12 protein-coding genes are annotated in these 15,601 nt (G+C 52.4%); all 12 read left to right on the forward strand.

Annotated elements, in window-relative coordinates:
• Position 1 precedes the first annotated feature (1 nt).
• A complete protein-coding gene (locus JJQ72_RS06005) occupies positions 2–1,054 on the forward strand; it encodes a HAMP domain-containing sensor histidine kinase (RefSeq protein WP_138226679.1) in 1,053 nt (350 codons plus the stop codon).
• A gap of 21 nt (positions 1,055–1,075) precedes the next feature.
• The gene (locus JJQ72_RS06010; RefSeq protein ID WP_138226678.1) at positions 1,076–1,729 is read left to right on the forward strand and encodes a response regulator; all 654 of its coding nucleotides are present in this window, start codon (positions 1,076–1,078) and stop codon (positions 1,727–1,729) included.
• Between the two features lie 130 nt (positions 1,730–1,859).
• Entirely contained in the window at positions 1,860–3,521 is a 1,662-nt protein-coding gene (locus JJQ72_RS06015; protein ID WP_208203063.1) for a S1C family serine protease, read from the forward strand.
• A gap of 112 nt (positions 3,522–3,633) precedes the next feature.
• On the forward strand, positions 3,634–4,320 hold the full coding sequence (locus tag JJQ72_RS06020; protein WP_208203064.1) for a response regulator transcription factor: 687 nt from the start codon (positions 3,634–3,636) through the stop codon (positions 4,318–4,320).
• A 1-nt stretch (position 4,321) separates the two neighbouring features.
• Entirely contained in the window at positions 4,322–5,788 is a 1,467-nt protein-coding gene (locus JJQ72_RS06025) for a sensor histidine kinase (protein WP_138226675.1), read from the forward strand.
• A gap of 50 nt (positions 5,789–5,838) precedes the next feature.
• Entirely contained in the window at positions 5,839–6,789 is a 951-nt protein-coding gene (locus tag JJQ72_RS06030; protein WP_208203065.1) for a 4-hydroxy-3-methylbut-2-enyl diphosphate reductase, read from the forward strand.
• A gap of 238 nt (positions 6,790–7,027) precedes the next feature.
• Positions 7,028–7,987 (forward strand): ABC transporter permease, encoded by a 960-nt coding sequence (locus tag JJQ72_RS06035; RefSeq protein WP_208203066.1) that lies wholly within the window; start codon positions 7,028–7,030, stop codon positions 7,985–7,987.
• A 37-nt stretch (positions 7,988–8,024) separates the two neighbouring features.
• Entirely contained in the window at positions 8,025–8,921 is an 897-nt protein-coding gene (locus tag JJQ72_RS06040; protein WP_208203067.1) for a carbohydrate ABC transporter permease, read from the forward strand.
• 91 nt (positions 8,922–9,012) lie between these two features.
• Complete coding sequence (locus tag JJQ72_RS06045; RefSeq protein WP_208203181.1) at positions 9,013–10,671, forward strand: extracellular solute-binding protein; 1,659 nt, start codon at positions 9,013–9,015, stop codon at positions 10,669–10,671.
• A gap of 115 nt (positions 10,672–10,786) precedes the next feature.
• Entirely contained in the window at positions 10,787–12,358 is a 1,572-nt protein-coding gene (locus tag JJQ72_RS06050) for a response regulator (protein WP_208203068.1), read from the forward strand.
• Positions 12,355–14,163: a cache domain-containing sensor histidine kinase gene (locus JJQ72_RS06055; protein WP_243895906.1), complete on the forward strand. Its 1,809-nt coding sequence runs from the start codon at positions 12,355–12,357 to the stop codon at positions 14,161–14,163. The genes JJQ72_RS06050 and JJQ72_RS06055 overlap by 4 nt, the downstream gene beginning before the upstream one ends.
• A gap of 207 nt (positions 14,164–14,370) precedes the next feature.
• Positions 14,371–15,426, forward strand: coding sequence for a 3-deoxy-7-phosphoheptulonate synthase (gene aroF, locus JJQ72_RS06060; RefSeq protein ID WP_208203069.1), 1,056 nt, complete (start codon positions 14,371–14,373; stop codon positions 15,424–15,426).
• The last annotated feature ends 175 nt before the right edge of the window (positions 15,427–15,601 follow it).

Here is a 15,601-nt window from a genome sequence, read left to right on the forward strand (position 1 = left end):
GATGGGATTTGTCAAAAATACCAAGTGGGTCATTGTCATGTACTTCCTGACCATCGGGGCTGTTGTTGCGCTGTTTCTGTACCTTGCGGGCGAGGGAGGCTATCTGACGATTCGGGATCACCGGCTGTGGTGGTATTACACAGCCGGTATCCTGCTGTTTACTGTCATTGCAGGATATATTGCCGCGCAGCGCATTCAGCGCCCGCTGGATCTCCTGCACCTGAACATGCTGCAGGTGGCCAAGGGAAATTTGACTGTGAGGATGCCGGAGGCAGAGGATGAATCCTTCGCCGGCGTATATTCTGAATTTAATGCCATGACAGAAGCGATTGAGAACAAAATGAAGCTGCTGCAGCGCCTGGGCGAGCAAGAGGTGCTGGAGAAGGAATTTGCAGCAGAGTCTGCGGTGCTGGAGGAACGGCGCCGGATGGCGCGGGATCTTCATGACACGGTAAGCCAGCAGCTGTTCGCTATCCATATGTCGGCTTCCTCGCTGTCGGGGGTCCTGAAGCAGGATCCTGTTCAGGGACAGCAGGTGCTGGAGCAGCTCGTCTCCATGTCCCATACGGCGCAGAAGCAGATGCGGGCACTTATCGCCCAGCTGCGCCCGGTGGAGCTGGAGGGCAAGACGCTGGAGGAGGCGCTGGAGCGCTGGTTCCCGGATTACTGCCGCCAGAACGGCTTGAAGGGGATACGCGAGGTCGAGCTGTACGGAGGCTTGTCGGATGCAATCGAGCATCAGCTGTTTCTTATTATCCAGGAATCAATTGCTAACATCGTCAAGCATGCAGAAGCCAGTATGATCAGCTTGTCGCTGCGGGAGGAAGAGAAGCGGGTCGTGCTGAGCGTCAGCGACGATGGCAAGGGCTTTGATGAAGGCAGACCCAAGCAGGGGTCTTATGGGCTAAGCACGATGAAGGAGCGCGCCGACAAGCTGGGGGGACAGGTGGAGATTGTGAGCCGCCGGGGAGCAGGCACAACGGTGAGAGTACATATACCGCTGTTTATGGCGGGCGGAGCAGAACATACTGAGCAGGGTCCACGCAGGAAATAAGAGCAACAGGGGGAGGTAGCTATGACGGCTGTAAAAATACTGCTGGTCGATGACCATGATATGGTCCGGATGGGACTCAAAACATATTTGTCGCTGGAGCCCGCCTTTGAGGTCATCGGCGAGGCCGCGAATGGTATGGAGCTGCTAGACATGCTGCGCAGCAGCGGGCCGGAAGATATGCCGGATTTGATCCTGATGGATCTCATGATGCCGGTGATGAACGGGGCCGAGGCGACTCGGGCGGTCATGCAGGAGTTCCCGGATCAGAAAATTGTAATTTTAACGAGCTTTCTGGAGGATGAGCTGGTGCTGGAGTGTGTCGAAGCCGGAGCTGTAAGCTACGTTCTCAAGACGGTATCTGCGGATGAATTGATTTACGCCCTGCAGGGAGCCTGCCGGGGGATGCCGGTCATGACCCGGGACGTATCGGAGGCACTGACACGGGGCATCCGTCAGCATCAAGCCCAGGACGATCAGGCAGGTCTGACGGAGCGGGAGAAGGAAGTGCTGCTGCTGATCGCCGAAGGCAAGAATAATAAGGAAATCGGAGAAGAGCTGCATATTAGTATCAAGACGGTCAAGACCCATGTCAGCAATCTGCTGATGAAGTGCGAGCTGGAGGACCGGACACAATTGGCCATCTTTGCCCACCGCAAGGGCTGGGTAAAATCATAGGTGATCGTACACAGCTTTTATCTCCTTTTTAATTGTTTTTAAGGTGTCGTTAAGGTTTATAGTACACAATAAGAGCATATCAAACACAGCCACCGGCCGCAGGCACGGTGATCTTATAGGAGGTAGAAGCATGGACGATCAAAGAAACCGGTTTGGAGGCTTCGGAGACGGGCAGGACGAGGAGCACAAGCGGGAGCCTGAAGCTGGCCGCGAATTTGAACGCGAGGCTGAACCTCGTCAAGCATCTGAGACCCAGTCAGAATCACCATCGAACTCATCATCTTATTATTCATATGGACCGTTTAAGTCATTGGGCGACTCCGAGAAACAAGACGAGGGCAGCCAAAGCCACTATGTCCGCAGAGATCCGCAGGAGGTGGAGGTTAGTCATCCCCAGCCGGTAAAGCCGGTTCCATCCATGTCCTCCTTCGAAGCGGGCCGCTCGCAGCGCCCGGCCGGCGGTAATGGAGGCGGTGAGAAGCCGAAAGGGAGCTGGAACTACAGCCGCAAGCAAAAGAACCCGGTAAAAGCAGTGCTCCTCTCCTTCCTCGCCGGTATGATTGTCATGGTAAGCAGCATGTATGTGGCTGATCGCAGCAATTTGTTTACACCGGACCAGCCGCTGGGCACGCAGGGGAGTGGCAGTGAGGTAGCCGCAGCGCTGGCTCCGTCTAATCAAGGCGGCGGCGCGTCCACGGCAGCCGCAATGATACCTTCCGGACAGGGCGACGTAGCCTCTGTGGTCGATCATGCGAGCCCCTCTGTCGTTCTGATCGAGACGATGGTCAGCAGCCAGGGACAGGGCGGCCGCAGCATGGATGACGATATCTTCCGTTATTTCTTTGGAGACCAGTACGGCTCCCAAGGTAACAGAGGCGGCAGTAGCAGCGAAGGCGGCACCGATTCCTCGCAGCTGCAGCCTTCAGGCATCGGCTCCGGATTTATTTTTGACAAAGAGGGCTATATCCTGACGAATGAACATGTTATCCACGGAGCGGATCTTATCCAGGTTACCGTTGAGGGAACGAATAAGCCTTACGAAGCAAAGCTGCTGGGATCTAGCTATGAGCTGGATTTGGCCGTGCTGAAGATTGAGGGCGAGGACGGTTTCCCGGCTATTCCGCTGGGCAGCTCGGAGGATCTGGAGGTAGGTGAATGGCTGGTGGCGATCGGTAACCCGCACGGCTTCTCGCATACTGTGACCGCCGGGGTACTGAGCTCGAAGGAGCGCCAGATCGACATTGCCGGTCAGAACGGTGAAGCCGACCGGAATTATGAGGATCTGCTTCAGACGGATGCGTCCATTAATCCTGGTAACTCCGGCGGGCCGCTCTTGAATCTGAGAGGAGAGGTTATCGGTATGAACGTAGCCGTTAGTGCAGAAGCTCAAGGCATCGGCTTTGCGATTCCGGCGGAGACGATTAATGAAGTGCTTGACTATTTGAAGAACAATGAAGAAGTTCCGAAAGAGCCGCAGCCGTTTATTGGGGCCAGCCTGGGTACACTGACGCCTCAAATTTCAGAACAGCTGGGAACCGAAATTACAGAAGGCACCTACGTGAACTCGGTCGTTTTCCGTTCCCCGGCGTATGAAGCCGATTTGCGTCAGTACGACATCATTGTTGGTGCAGACGGCCAGAAGTACGCCACGGCTGCGGAGCTGATTGAGTACATTCAATCCAAGAGCGTTGGCGATGAAATGACCTTGAATGTGAACCGCAATGGCAAAGCACTGGATCTGCCGATCAAGATCGGTGACCGCAACGACTATGATCTGACAGAGCAGCAGTAAGCTGTATTTCAATAGACAAGCGGAAGGGATCGCTCCCTTCCGCTTGTCCTGTTTACAGCCATATCGTTATAATAACTATACAATGACAGAACGGTAGAGGTGACGGAATTTCATGAGACCGCGTATTTTGATTGTGGATGATGATGAGAAGATTATTTCAATGCTCCGTAGAGGACTGGCCTTTGAGGGCTATGAGGTGCATACTGCAGCCAATGGTGCAGAGGGCCTCAAGATGGTGCTCAATGAGGAGCCGGATGCCGTCATACTGGATGTCATGATGCCGCAGGTGGATGGTTTTGAGGCGCTGCGTCGATTGCGTGAGGGGGGAAGCCGTATTCCCGTTCTTATGCTGACGGCTAAGGATGAGCTGGAGAACCGGGTAAAGGGCCTGGATACTGGAGCGGATGATTATCTGGTCAAGCCCTTTGCGTTGGAGGAGCTGCTGGCGCGGATCCGGGCATTGCTTCGCAGAAACAGCAGCGACGAGCAGAGCACCAGCAAGCTGACGTTCGAAGATATCAGTATGGATGTGAGCGCCAGAGAGGTGCTTCGCGGCGGACAGCGGCTGGAGCTTACCGCGAAGGAGTTCGAGCTGCTTCATCTGTTCCTGCTGAACCCGAAGCGAGTGCTATCGCGAGATCTGATCATGGATAAGATTTGGGGATATGATTACAGCGGCGAGTCCAATGTCCTGGAAGTATATATTGCCATGCTGCGCCAGAAGACAGAGGAGCATGGAGGCAAGCGTTTGATCCAGACGATCCGCGGGGCAGGCTACATACTCAGAGGGGAGCGCTAGCATGTCGATCCGTTGGCGGCTTACAGCATGGTACTCCGGCATTTTATTCGTCACGCTGCTTCTGTTCAGCTTGGCCGTCTACGGATTCGTACATTTGTATACGTACGATGAGCTGAAATCACGCATTCAGCAGCAGTATAACAAAATCCGCCCTGTGGTCTCAATCAACGCTGACGATGGCGGTCTGGTCTTCATTCCTGACCGATCTTCAGTCCTGCGGATGGAGGAAGCGGATTTCTATGTCCAGACGTATACCTATCATAATCAAAAAGCATGGCAGTCTGACAATATGAGGCTTCGCGGCTTGGAATATGAAGTGCCGTCCATGGAGGATGGCCAGAAGCAGCGCGGCTTCAAGTCAATCCATGTATCCGGCAACCCTTTTCTGATCTATCAGGATTATGTTGTTCTGCCCAATACGGGGCAGGTGTACGGCTGGCTTCAGGTTGGAGCCTACACAGGCACCTCGGAGAATACACTGGACCGTCTGCAGTCCATTCTGATTATGGGAACACTCGCTACGCTTATTACCGCCTCGACGCTCGGCTTGTTTCTGGCCCGCAAGTCCATGAAGCCCATTCAGAAGGTCGCAGATGCGGCCAATCAGATTCAGAAGGGGACCGATCTCAGTGTACGGATTGAATATGACGGTCCGCAGGATGAGATTGGCAGCCTGATCGGCACCTTCAATGACATGCTGTCGAGGACGGAGAGCTTTTACAAAGAGCTAGATGATGCTTACGCGGCTCAGCGGAGATTTGTCTCGGATGCCTCGCACGAGCTCCGGACTCCGCTGACGACCATCCGCGGAAATGTGGATCTGCTCCACAAGATCTGGACCGGGCCGCAGGGCGATCGTCCCGATCTGGATGAGGAGACGCTCCGTCAAATATCAGCTGAAGCCATCGGCGATATTTCGGATGAAGCGAAACGCATGACACGGCTGGTTACGGATATGCTCTCTCTTGCCCGTGCGGATACAGGCCAAACCTTTGAGAAGGTACCGATCGCCCTGCAGCCGCTGCTGATCGAGGTGATCCGCCGCGCCCAGTTTCTTCCGAAGACGGCTGCCTGGAGCGCCGGTGACCTCTCCTCCCTGAATGGCGTTTATGTAGAAGGGAATCGGGACTACCTGCAGCAGATGCTGTTTATCTTCATAGAGAACGGCTTCAAGTATACGCCGGAAGGAGAAGTGTCTCTGGATGTTGTCCTGTACCGAGGTCAGGTTGGCATCCGCGTGGCGGATACGGGAATCGGGATGGCGAAGGATGAGGTTCCGCATATTTTCGAGCGCTTCTACCGCGCAGATCAGTCTCGCGGCGCCACGGAAGGTACAGGACTCGGACTTTCTATTGCAAAATGGATTATCGACGTGCACGGCGGCTCGGTAGAGGTCGTAACCAAGCTGGGAGAGGGAAGCACGTTTATAGTCTGGCTGCCGGCAATCTTTGCCCCGCCGCTGGAATAGCGTTATAATACAGGGAGTGTAATTTAGCAGACAGAAAGCAGGTGAGGACCATGGAAGTGATCAAAATATCACCCCGGGGCTATTGCTACGGCGTCGTTGACGCGATGGTGCTGGCTCGCCAGGCGGCACAGAATCTGGATCTTCCCCGGCCTATATATATACTTGGCATGATTGTGCATAACAGCCATGTGACCCAATCGTTTGAGGATGAAGGCATCATTACTCTGGATGGGCCGAACCGGATGGACATTCTGAAGCAGGTGGAGCACGGCACAGTGATTTTCACCGCTCACGGCGTGTCTCCGGAAGTCAGACAGCTGGCGCGGGAGAAAGGGCTGACGACGCTCGATGCTACCTGTCCCGATGTGACCAGAACGCATGATCTGATTCGGGAGAAGACCGCTGATGGCTATGAGGTCATTTACATCGGCAAGAAGGGCCATCCGGAGCCGGAGGGCGCGATTGGAGTTGCGCCGCAGCACGTGCACCTGATTGAGAAGCTGGAGGAAATCGAAAGCCTGCACATTCCCGCCGACCGGATCATCATTACAAATCAGACGACGATGAGTCAGTGGGACATCAAGCATATTATGAGCCGGCTGCTGGAGAGATTTCCGGGTGCCGAGATTCATAATGAGATTTGTCTGGCGACCCAGGTTCGTCAGGAAGCGGTGGCGGAGCAGGCCGGTCAGGCCGACCTCGTCATCGTCGTCGGAGATCCGCGCAGTAACAACTCTAATCGGCTGGCCCAGGTGTCTTTGGATATTGCTGGGGTGCCTGCTCACCGGATCAGCGATGTTACCGAGCTGCAGCGGGAATGGCTGAGCGGGGTCGAGAAGGTGGCCGTGACCTCGGGCGCCTCCACGCCGACGCCGATTACGAAGGAGGTCATTGCTTATTTGGAGCAGTATGAGCATGACCGGCCGGAGACTTGGGAAATCAAGCGGACAGTGAAGATGAACAAGCTGCTGCCGCCTGTCAAGGCAGCGACGAAGAGCTGATTACAGTTTGAGGATGAGCTATCCCTGCACAGAGGTGCGCAGCAGGGGTAGCTTTTTTGTGCGGTAAAAGGGTAGATAGGGCTCTCATTCTTCTTCCCTTATTAATGTAAGCGTTTCAAAAATGAATTGAATAGTATCATTTTTCGTTGCTCAGGCAAATAGTTTGAATGTCCCCCTTCCGCTACAATAAAGCTATCAGATGACAAACAACGTACGAAGATGTCATGGGAGGGTGGTTATGTCACAAATATCTGTTGAATCCAAGCCTGCCGCCGCCAAGCCGAAGAAGAGCAGCCTGATTACTAGGTTTGCGAGGCAGTGGGATATCCAGCTCATGGTATTGCCTGCTCTGATTCTGGTCTTTATTTTCAGCTATATTCCGATGTACGGGGTGCTGATGGCGTTTCAAGACTATAATATTTTCGGAGGAATGAGCGAGAGTCCCTGGGTAGGGCTGAAGCATTTCGAGATGTTTTTTGAATCTCCGGAATTTTATACCGTGATGAGAAACACGATCGTTATCAGCCTGCTGAAATTTCTCATTGGCTTTCCGGCTCCTATTATACTCGCCTTGATGCTGAATGAGATTCGGAGTATGGCATTTAAGCGGGTTGTACAGACGGTGAGCTACCTGCCTCACTTTTTATCCTGGGTCATTGTAGCAGGCTTTGTGATGTCGATGCTTTCCACCGATAATGGAAGCGTTAACATTTTCCTGCAGAAGCTGTCATTTATTGAAGAGCCGATCAGCTTTCTGTCTGTTCCCGAGTACTTCTGGACTATTCTGGTAACGACTGGAATATGGAAGGAAATTGGCTTTGGCTCGATCGTATATCTTGCAGCGATCGCTGGAGTTGATCCGCATATGTATGAAGCGGCCGACATGGACGGAGCCAGCAAGTTCCGCCAAATCTTTACGATTACGCTGCCGTCTATTATGCCGGTGGTCATTATCTTTATGATTTTGTCCATTGGGAATCTGCTGACGGCAGGCTTTGAGGATATCCTCCTGCTGGGTGTCAATCCGGTGCTGAGAGAGGTATCGGATGTGATTGACACTTACGTGTATCGAATCGGCATTCAGAACACGCGCTTCTCCTATGCTACGGCTGTAGGATTGTTCAAGGCTGTGATCAGTGTCGGCTTGCTTACCATCGCGAACTATATCGCCCGCCGATCCGGTAACAGCTTATGGTAGGACTCAAACACCTTGAACCTGAAAGGAGTGGATGCATTTGGTTCGGCTGAGCTATGGCGACCGGCTGATGGTCATCTTCATCTATATTTTTCTGGCCCTGCTGGCGTTTACCACTTTTTATCCATTCTGGAACTCGGCAGTGATTTCATTCAATACGGGCTCCAACACAGCACTGGGCGGGGTCACCTTCTGGCCCCGGGAATTCACGCTGGAGAACTATCATGTCGTCCTCAATGACGACCGCCTGCTGAACGGCTTTATGATTTCTGTGCTGCGCACGGTGATCGGAACCGTTCTCTCGATTATCGCCACCGCTTTGTTCGCCTATGGAATGACCAAGCGCGAGCTGATCGGCCGCAAGTTCTACATGATTATGTGTATCATCACCATGTATTTCAGCGGCGGCCTTATTCCAAGCTTCCTGCTAGTCCGGGGATTGGGGCTGATGGATTCCTTCTGGGTGTTCATTATTCCAGGTCTGATCAGCGTGTGGAATATGATTATCTTCCGTACTTTTTTTCAAGGTTTACCGGGAGGGCTGGAGGAATCGGCAAAAATTGACGGCTGCGGCAACTGGGGCACTTTTTTTCGAATTATTCTCCCATTATCTGGTCCCGTCATCGCAACTCTGTCTCTGTTTACGGCGGTAGGACACTGGAATGACTGGTTTCTGCCGAGTATTTATATCAATAATGAAAACCTGCTCCCGATTCAAACGATGCTGAAGCAAATTCTGAACACCAATATCGTCTCGGATCAGATGGCGAATATGGATTCGGCTGCTCAGGGCCAGATGGCCAGGATGCAGACGGTCTCCTCCAAGTCGCTTTCCATGGCTACGATGATGATTGCTACGCTGCCGATTATTATGGTCTATCCGTTTGTGCAAAAATATTTTGTCAAAGGCGTGCTGGTGGGCTCCTTGAAGGAGTAGCACCTGCCGTCTATTGGAACAGTGTCAAGGGCTGGAAACAGCCTGCACATATCGTCACACAGATACAACGAAAGGGGAATATAACATGTTTATGAAAAAGGCTTGGAAATCCTCGATGACGCTGCTGCTGACTGGAGCCGTGCTGCTGACAGGCTGTACCGGAGGCTCAGGCACGACAGCCTCGGATCCCCCGGCAGATTCCGGAAACAACAAACCGAGTGAAGGCAGCTCCTCCAGTGCTTATGTGCTTGGTCAAAATCCGTTGGAGTTTTCCTTCTACGGCAACTATGACTGGTACACAATGCCTACATGGGGAGCCGATGATTCCAGCAAGTGGGTCAAGGAAAACATGAAGGTAAACATAACTCCCATTCATAGCGGAGGCAATGCATCCCAGAAGCTGAATACGATGATTGCTTCCGCATCCTTGCCGGATGTGATGTGGATGGAGCGGGGACCGGATGTCGAGAAGCTTCGCCAGGCAGGCATGCTCGTCCCGTTCGATGATTATTTGGATAAATATCCGAATCTGAAGGAATGGCTGGGAGAATCCGGGCTGAATCTGCTTCGTTCCGAAGACGGCAAGCTGTATCAGTTCCCGAACTGGTACACAAGCCAGCCAAACGGCAATGCCGGCTATGTCGTCAATAAGAAAATTTATGAAGAGCTCGGCTCTCCGAAGCTGGAAACGACGGAGGATCTGTACAATTATCTGAAACAGGTCAAAGAGAATTATCCGAATGTCGTGCCGTTTGAGCCGCATTTGGCGAAGGACGGTCAGGGCTTGAACGTGCTGTACACGGCTTTTGGCGAGAATGTGCTGAATACCTGGGTTGGCATTCGCGGTGTACCCAATGGCGATCAACTGACCTCCATCTTCACGGATCCGATTTACCGGGAGTCCATGCAGTATTCGGCTAAGCTGTTCCGTGAGAAGCTGATGTCTCAGGACGCTATGACTCAGACTGCAGACCAGGTGAAGGAAAAGGTCGTTTCCGGACGCGTTGCCGTCCTGGCCTCTGCAAGCCCGACAGAGCTCGGTCAGCTGGGACATATTGAATTGACGAAGAGTGACCCGGATGCAGGCTATTTCATGATCTGGCCGATTCACAAGCCGGGGCTGGATCCGAAGAAGGTACTGGCAGGTACGTACACTCAGCTGGGCTGGAATGTCAGTGTCATCACGAAAGCAGCGAAGGACCCGGAAGCGATCTTTGCCTTCCTGGACTGGTACACCGGACCTGAGGGCCAGCGCACCATGATGTGGGGACCCGAGGGAGGATACTGGGATGGTGTAGAGGCAGACCAGACTCCGAAATTTACTGACAAGTACGTGACGGACGCTGAAGGGCTCGTCAAGCTGCAGAATGCGACCATCAACTTGATCTGGAACGGTAATACGGTATATGTGGACCAGGCTAAAGCGAAATATGAAAGCACCCTGCCAATCGAGCAGCGCAACTGGGCGACTCACTGGCAGTATGAGATTACTTGGAAAACGCAAGGAGACGGCACACCGTTCATTAACCTCGATCCGATGCCAGACAGCGAGGAAGGCATTATCCGTCAGCGCGTAGAGGACATTTTCCTGGAGTCAAGAGCGAAAGCGTTGTATGCTAAAGATGATGCGGAAGTCAATGCGGTGCTGGATAAGGCCGAGGCCGATGCACAGTCCGCGGGCTACAACAAGCTGCTGGAATACAAGACCAAGAAGTGGCAGGAAAATATTCAAAAAATGCAGGGCAAATAGATACAGGTACACTTGGAAACACAAAGTGCCCTGGATATACACGTAAACCCATGGACAGGTATACTGCGCTGCGCAGTATACCTTTGGGTTTTTTCATAGGGAGGCATTGCATTTCATGTATAAAGTGTTGCTGGCCGATGATGAAATTCTGGATTTGGAGGGCATGAAGCAGTTTATCCCGTGGGAAAGCCTCGGTATGACTGTGGTAGCGGGTGTCAATAATGGCTTTGCAGCCTGCGAGGTGCTGGAGCGCGAGAAGATTGATGTGCTCGTATCTGATATCCGGATGCCGAATATGTCCGGCCTGGAGCTGGCTCAGAAGGCGCTGGAGCTGCAGGAGCAGCTGCAAATCATATTTGTAAGTGGTTACCAGGATTTCAGCTATGTGAAGCAGGCCATGGCACTACAGGCCTGCAGCTATGTGCTGAAGCCGATGGACGACAGTGAGTTGATAGAGGCGCTGGGCAAGGTTCGCTTGAAGCTGGATCATCTGCGCAGACGACAGGAGACCGAGACGGCTTATCAGAAAGCGATTCCTGTGGTCAAGCACCAGTACTTGCTTCAGCTGCTGCAGCAGCCTCTACACCGGGTTCCGCGGGAAGCTATGAATCCGCAGTATCGATTTCAGCGCATTGCCTGGCCGGTGCGTGCGGGCCTGTTTGAACTCGACGATGCTGCACTGCTGCTGAATCACGTAGAGAAGGAGGAGCGGCTGCGGCTGATTGAGGATGTGCATCTGCGCTTGCAGCAGCTTCTCCTGCGAAAAGGCCTGGAGTATATTTGCACCATGCAGCCTCACCGAACGGCCGTGCTCTTGCCGGCAGAAGCTTCTGCAGAGGATTTTGATTTCATCAGAGAGCAGTTGGCAGAGGAGTTCCCCTTTACTCTAACTATCGGAACGGGAGAGCCTGCCCATCATCTGCAGGAGCTTCATGCCTCCTATGAGCAGGCGGTGACCGCTCTGGAATACAAGATGTTCCGGGGGAAGGGACAGTGGATTAATTTCACCGATATCCCGCGAGAAGAAATGCAGCATGCAGCAACGCTGGATCTTCGTTTGGACGCGCTGATGCAGGCTATGACGAGCTATAACCTGGTGTCTATTCATGATGAGCTGGAGCAGATGGCTGTGCTCGTATCCGGCATGCGCTCACGGTTTACGGTTCGTAACTTATCGCTGTATATCCTCATGAAGCTTAATGATCATTTGCATACGATGCAGGAAGATCTGTTTCAGATGCTGGGGCTAGAGCTTGCCAAGCTGGACGTGCTGCTGCAATTTGAAACCATTGACGATATTTTCAGCTGGCTGCGCCGAAAGGTGTTTGAAATCTCAGAGCAGCTGCATAACCGCAAAAGCTCCAAGAACGGCCGGCTCGTGCAGGAAATGGTTGACGACGTCCGGCAACGGCTGCATGAGAGCATTACTCTGCGGGATGTGGCGAACCGCTTCTCCTTCTCCCCGAATTACCTGGGCGTATTGTTTAAAGAGGAGACCGGGCACAACTTCAGTGACTATGTCATCGGTCTGCGTATGGATCACGCGAAGAGTCTGCTTACTGGGACGAAGCTGAAAATTTATGAGGTCGCGGCCCAATGCGGGTATCAATATTTGCCATACTTCAGCCGGCAGTTTAAGGAGACCTTCGGGATGACGCCGCTGGACTACCGGAGACAGCATTCATGAGCAGATTGCGTCTTCCTTTCGGGATCAAGCTGATGCTGTCCTACTGTGTGCTGCTGATGGTTCCGGTGCTGCTCATCGGAAAGCTCGTGAATGATATTTACGTAGAGTCGATTCGGCAGCAGACGGGGAGCACCATTCAGGGTACGCTCTCCCAGATGAAAAGCAACATCGCCTTCAAGCTGGAGGATACGAAGCGGATCTCGGATATGCTCTATTTTGACGAGAGGCTTGCTCGGGCGCTGCGAGCAAACCGGGAAGGCTGGGAGAGTTATGATGCGACCCAGAATATTCTGTTTCCCAAATTCCAGACGGCTGTCGAAACGGCAAACAGACGCCTATGGCTGTCTATATACCTGAAGAATGAGGTATTCCGGGAAACCTACAATATTTATGAAGGTACCGATCCGCTTTCGACCAAATCCAGACTTTACGATGTGTATCAATACCCCCGGCTTGTAGAGAAGGAGTGGTATCGTTCCTATCCCCGGGATGAAGTGTATGGAACCACAATGCAATGGAAGCAGATCGAGGATGATGCACAGTACGGAAGAATTTCATTGCTGCGCCGTCTTGTAGACATTGGAAGCATGCAGTATCCGCATGATGAGATCGGGTTTATGCGAATCAGCGTTTCGCTCAAGGATTTGTTTGACAGTGTTGATTTTAAAAAAATCGGAGACGGTACTACCATCTATATTTACGATTCCAGGCAAGGGGTTATGATTTCATCCGGAGCAGGAAGCATAGCAGAAGATGACGCATCTCTGTCTTCGGATATAGAGGCTCAAATCCAAGGTCCGGAAGGGAAGCAGGGAGATCTGGTAATCCGAGAGAAGCTTCAGGGTCTTAACATGGAGCTGGTCGCCATCGTTCCGGAGAACCTGCTGGACCAAAATACGATCAAGGTCCGAAATCTCACTTTATTGATTGGATTGGGCTGTATCCTCATTATTTTAGTGTTAGGCACCGGACTTTCCCGTTACTTTAGCAGAAGAGTGTATAAAATTGTGAAGGTCTTGGATTCATTTCAGCAAGGAGAGTTTCACAAGCGAATTCATTTCCAGGGAAATGATGAATTTTCGAAGATCGCTCATGCGCTGAATGAGATGGGAGCGAATGTTGGCCGACTCATTCAGGAGGTGTATTTTTCTGATCTTCAAAAAAAGCAGGCGGAGCTGGACTCCCTTCATGCCCAGATTAATCCTCACTTCCTATACAATACCTTGTCTTCCATCAGCCGTCTTGCCAAATTTGGTGAACTGGACAAGCTGCAGCGGATGGTGCTGGATTTGGCGAAGTTTTACCGCTTGTCGCTTAATGAGGGTCGAAACATGATTCCTGTGCAGCATGAGCTGGAGCAGGTTCAGGCTTATATTGATATCCAGCGAATCAAGTATGGAGAGAGACTGGAGGTACAATATTGCTTCGCTCCCGAGGTGGTGCGGTATGAAACGGTCAAGCTGATCCTGCAGCCATTTATCGAGAATGTTCTGGAGCATGCCTGGACAGGGGATCGGATTTATATCCGCATCTGCGGGGAAGTGCGTAAAGAGGGTCTCCAATTCAACATCATTGATGACGGAGTTGGCTTTCCGCCGAGGACGCTCAGCGGGCCGCTGTCTGTAGATCAGCTGGAGAACGCCGGTTATGGCATTCGTAATGTGGATCAGCGTATTCGGCTTCACTATGGCGCTCCATATGGTGTAACGCTGTATAGCCGTCCGGGGGCAGGCACGAATATTTCCATCCTGATTCCGCTCATTCCCAAAACCCAGAAGACAATCCGACAAAAGCGGCTAACCTAATTACCAATACGGCTTTTCCGTGAAGTGTAAGCTTGGGCTTGACGGTAAAGCTGTAATCCTGTATATTTACTTTAGTCATTAAAAGCATAAAAGCTTAAAAGCACACAAGCACAAAAGCGAACAAGCGATAAAGCGTAATCCTGCAGAACAGGCACCGGGCATCCGGAAGGCTGTTGCAGAATCCATTATATGAAAGAGGGATCTCACATGATTGTCATCACATCGGGCCAAGTGCCAGAGGAGCAGCTTCAGCATATCGTAACCGAAATTGAGAAGGAAGGCCTTCAGGCTCATATTTCCAGAGGTACCGACCGCATCGTCATTGGACTGATCGGAAGCGTTAACCCCAAGCTCGCGGAGCATTTACGGCAGATGAAGGGCGTCGAGAACGTGGTGAAGATTACGAAGTCTTACAAGCTGGCCAGCCGTGACTTCCATCCTGAGGATACGGTGATTGAAATGAAGGGCGTCAAGATCGGCGGCGGAAATCTGGTCGTCATGGGCGGGCCCTGTGCGGTAGAATCGGCGGAGCAGATTGACGACATTGCGAAGCTGGTCAAGGCGGCGGGTGCTCAGGTGCTTCGCGGCGGTGCGTTCAAGCCGCGTACCGGGCCGTACAGCTTCCAGGGCATCGGGGTGGAAGGCCTGATTATGATGGCAGAGGCCGGGAAGAAGCACGGGCTGTTGACCATTACCGAGGTAATGACTCCGGAGTATGTAGACATTTGCGCTGAATACGCTGATATATTACAGGTAGGGACGCGTAATATGCAGAACTTCGATCTGCTGCGCAAGCTGGGCAGCTGCGGCAAGCCAGTGCTATTGAAACGGGGCTTCAGTGCGACCTATGATGAATTCTTGAATGCGGCGGAATACATTCTGGCTGGCGGAAATCAGAATGTTATGCTGTGTGAGCGCGGAATCCGAACGTTCGAAACTTACACCCGCAACACCCTGGATTTGTCTGCCATTCCAGTGCTGCAATCGCTCAGCCATCTTCCAGTCATTTCTGACCCGAGCCATGGCACGGGCCGCCGTGAGCTGGTTGCTCCCATGTCAAAGGCTTCCGTAGCAGCAGGGGCAGACGGACTGATTGTGGAAATGCACACCGACCCGGATAACTCCATGACGGGAGACGGAGTTCAGTCGCTGTTCCCGGATCAGTTTGCAGTTCTCTTGAAGGAGCTGGAGCAGCTGGCTCCGTTGATGGGTAAATCATTTAATACCGCAAAGGCGCCCGCTGCAGATTTTGCGAGAGTGTAAGAGGTTCTGGAGGTCTCTGAGTCACGCCTGAACAGCAAGAGATAACGATGCTTCTCATCGCTTTAACGAGACGTCTTTCCCTGCGAAAGACGTCTTTTCGTGTCGAAGGAGGATAATAGTCTAAATGTTATGTTATATAACACAAATGAAGAAAAATACCTTACATGAGTATTGA

It is taken from the genome of Paenibacillus sp. F411, assembly GCF_017582705.1.
In the GTDB taxonomy this organism is placed as follows: domain Bacteria; phylum Bacillota; class Bacilli; order Paenibacillales; family Paenibacillaceae; genus Paenibacillus_AQ; species Paenibacillus_AQ algicola.

What these genes read in the sequence shown, in the direction of transcription:
- JJQ72_RS06055 (WP_243895906.1), top strand. Translation starts at nt 12,355, where the DNA reads ATGAGCAGATTGCGTCTTCCTTTCGGGATCAAGCTGATGCTGTCCTAC.
- JJQ72_RS06020 (WP_208203064.1), top strand. Translation starts at nt 3,634, where the DNA reads ATGAGACCGCGTATTTTGATTGTGGATGATGATGAGAAGATTATTTCA.
- JJQ72_RS06050 (WP_208203068.1), top strand. Translation starts at nt 10,787, where the DNA reads ATGTATAAAGTGTTGCTGGCCGATGATGAAATTCTGGATTTGGAGGGC.
- JJQ72_RS06030 (WP_208203065.1), top strand. Translation starts at nt 5,839, where the DNA reads ATGGAAGTGATCAAAATATCACCCCGGGGCTATTGCTACGGCGTCGTT.
- JJQ72_RS06010 (WP_138226678.1), top strand. Translation starts at nt 1,076, where the DNA reads ATGACGGCTGTAAAAATACTGCTGGTCGATGACCATGATATGGTCCGG.
- aroF (WP_208203069.1), top strand. Translation starts at nt 14,371, where the DNA reads ATGATTGTCATCACATCGGGCCAAGTGCCAGAGGAGCAGCTTCAGCAT.
- JJQ72_RS06015 (WP_208203063.1), top strand. Translation starts at nt 1,860, where the DNA reads ATGGACGATCAAAGAAACCGGTTTGGAGGCTTCGGAGACGGGCAGGAC.
- JJQ72_RS06025 (WP_138226675.1), top strand. Translation starts at nt 4,322, where the DNA reads ATGTCGATCCGTTGGCGGCTTACAGCATGGTACTCCGGCATTTTATTC.
- JJQ72_RS06045 (WP_208203181.1), top strand. Translation starts at nt 9,013, where the DNA reads ATGAAAAAGGCTTGGAAATCCTCGATGACGCTGCTGCTGACTGGAGCC.
- JJQ72_RS06035 (WP_208203066.1), top strand. Translation starts at nt 7,028, where the DNA reads ATGTCACAAATATCTGTTGAATCCAAGCCTGCCGCCGCCAAGCCGAAG.
- JJQ72_RS06005 (WP_138226679.1), top strand. Translation starts at nt 2, where the DNA reads ATGGGATTTGTCAAAAATACCAAGTGGGTCATTGTCATGTACTTCCTG.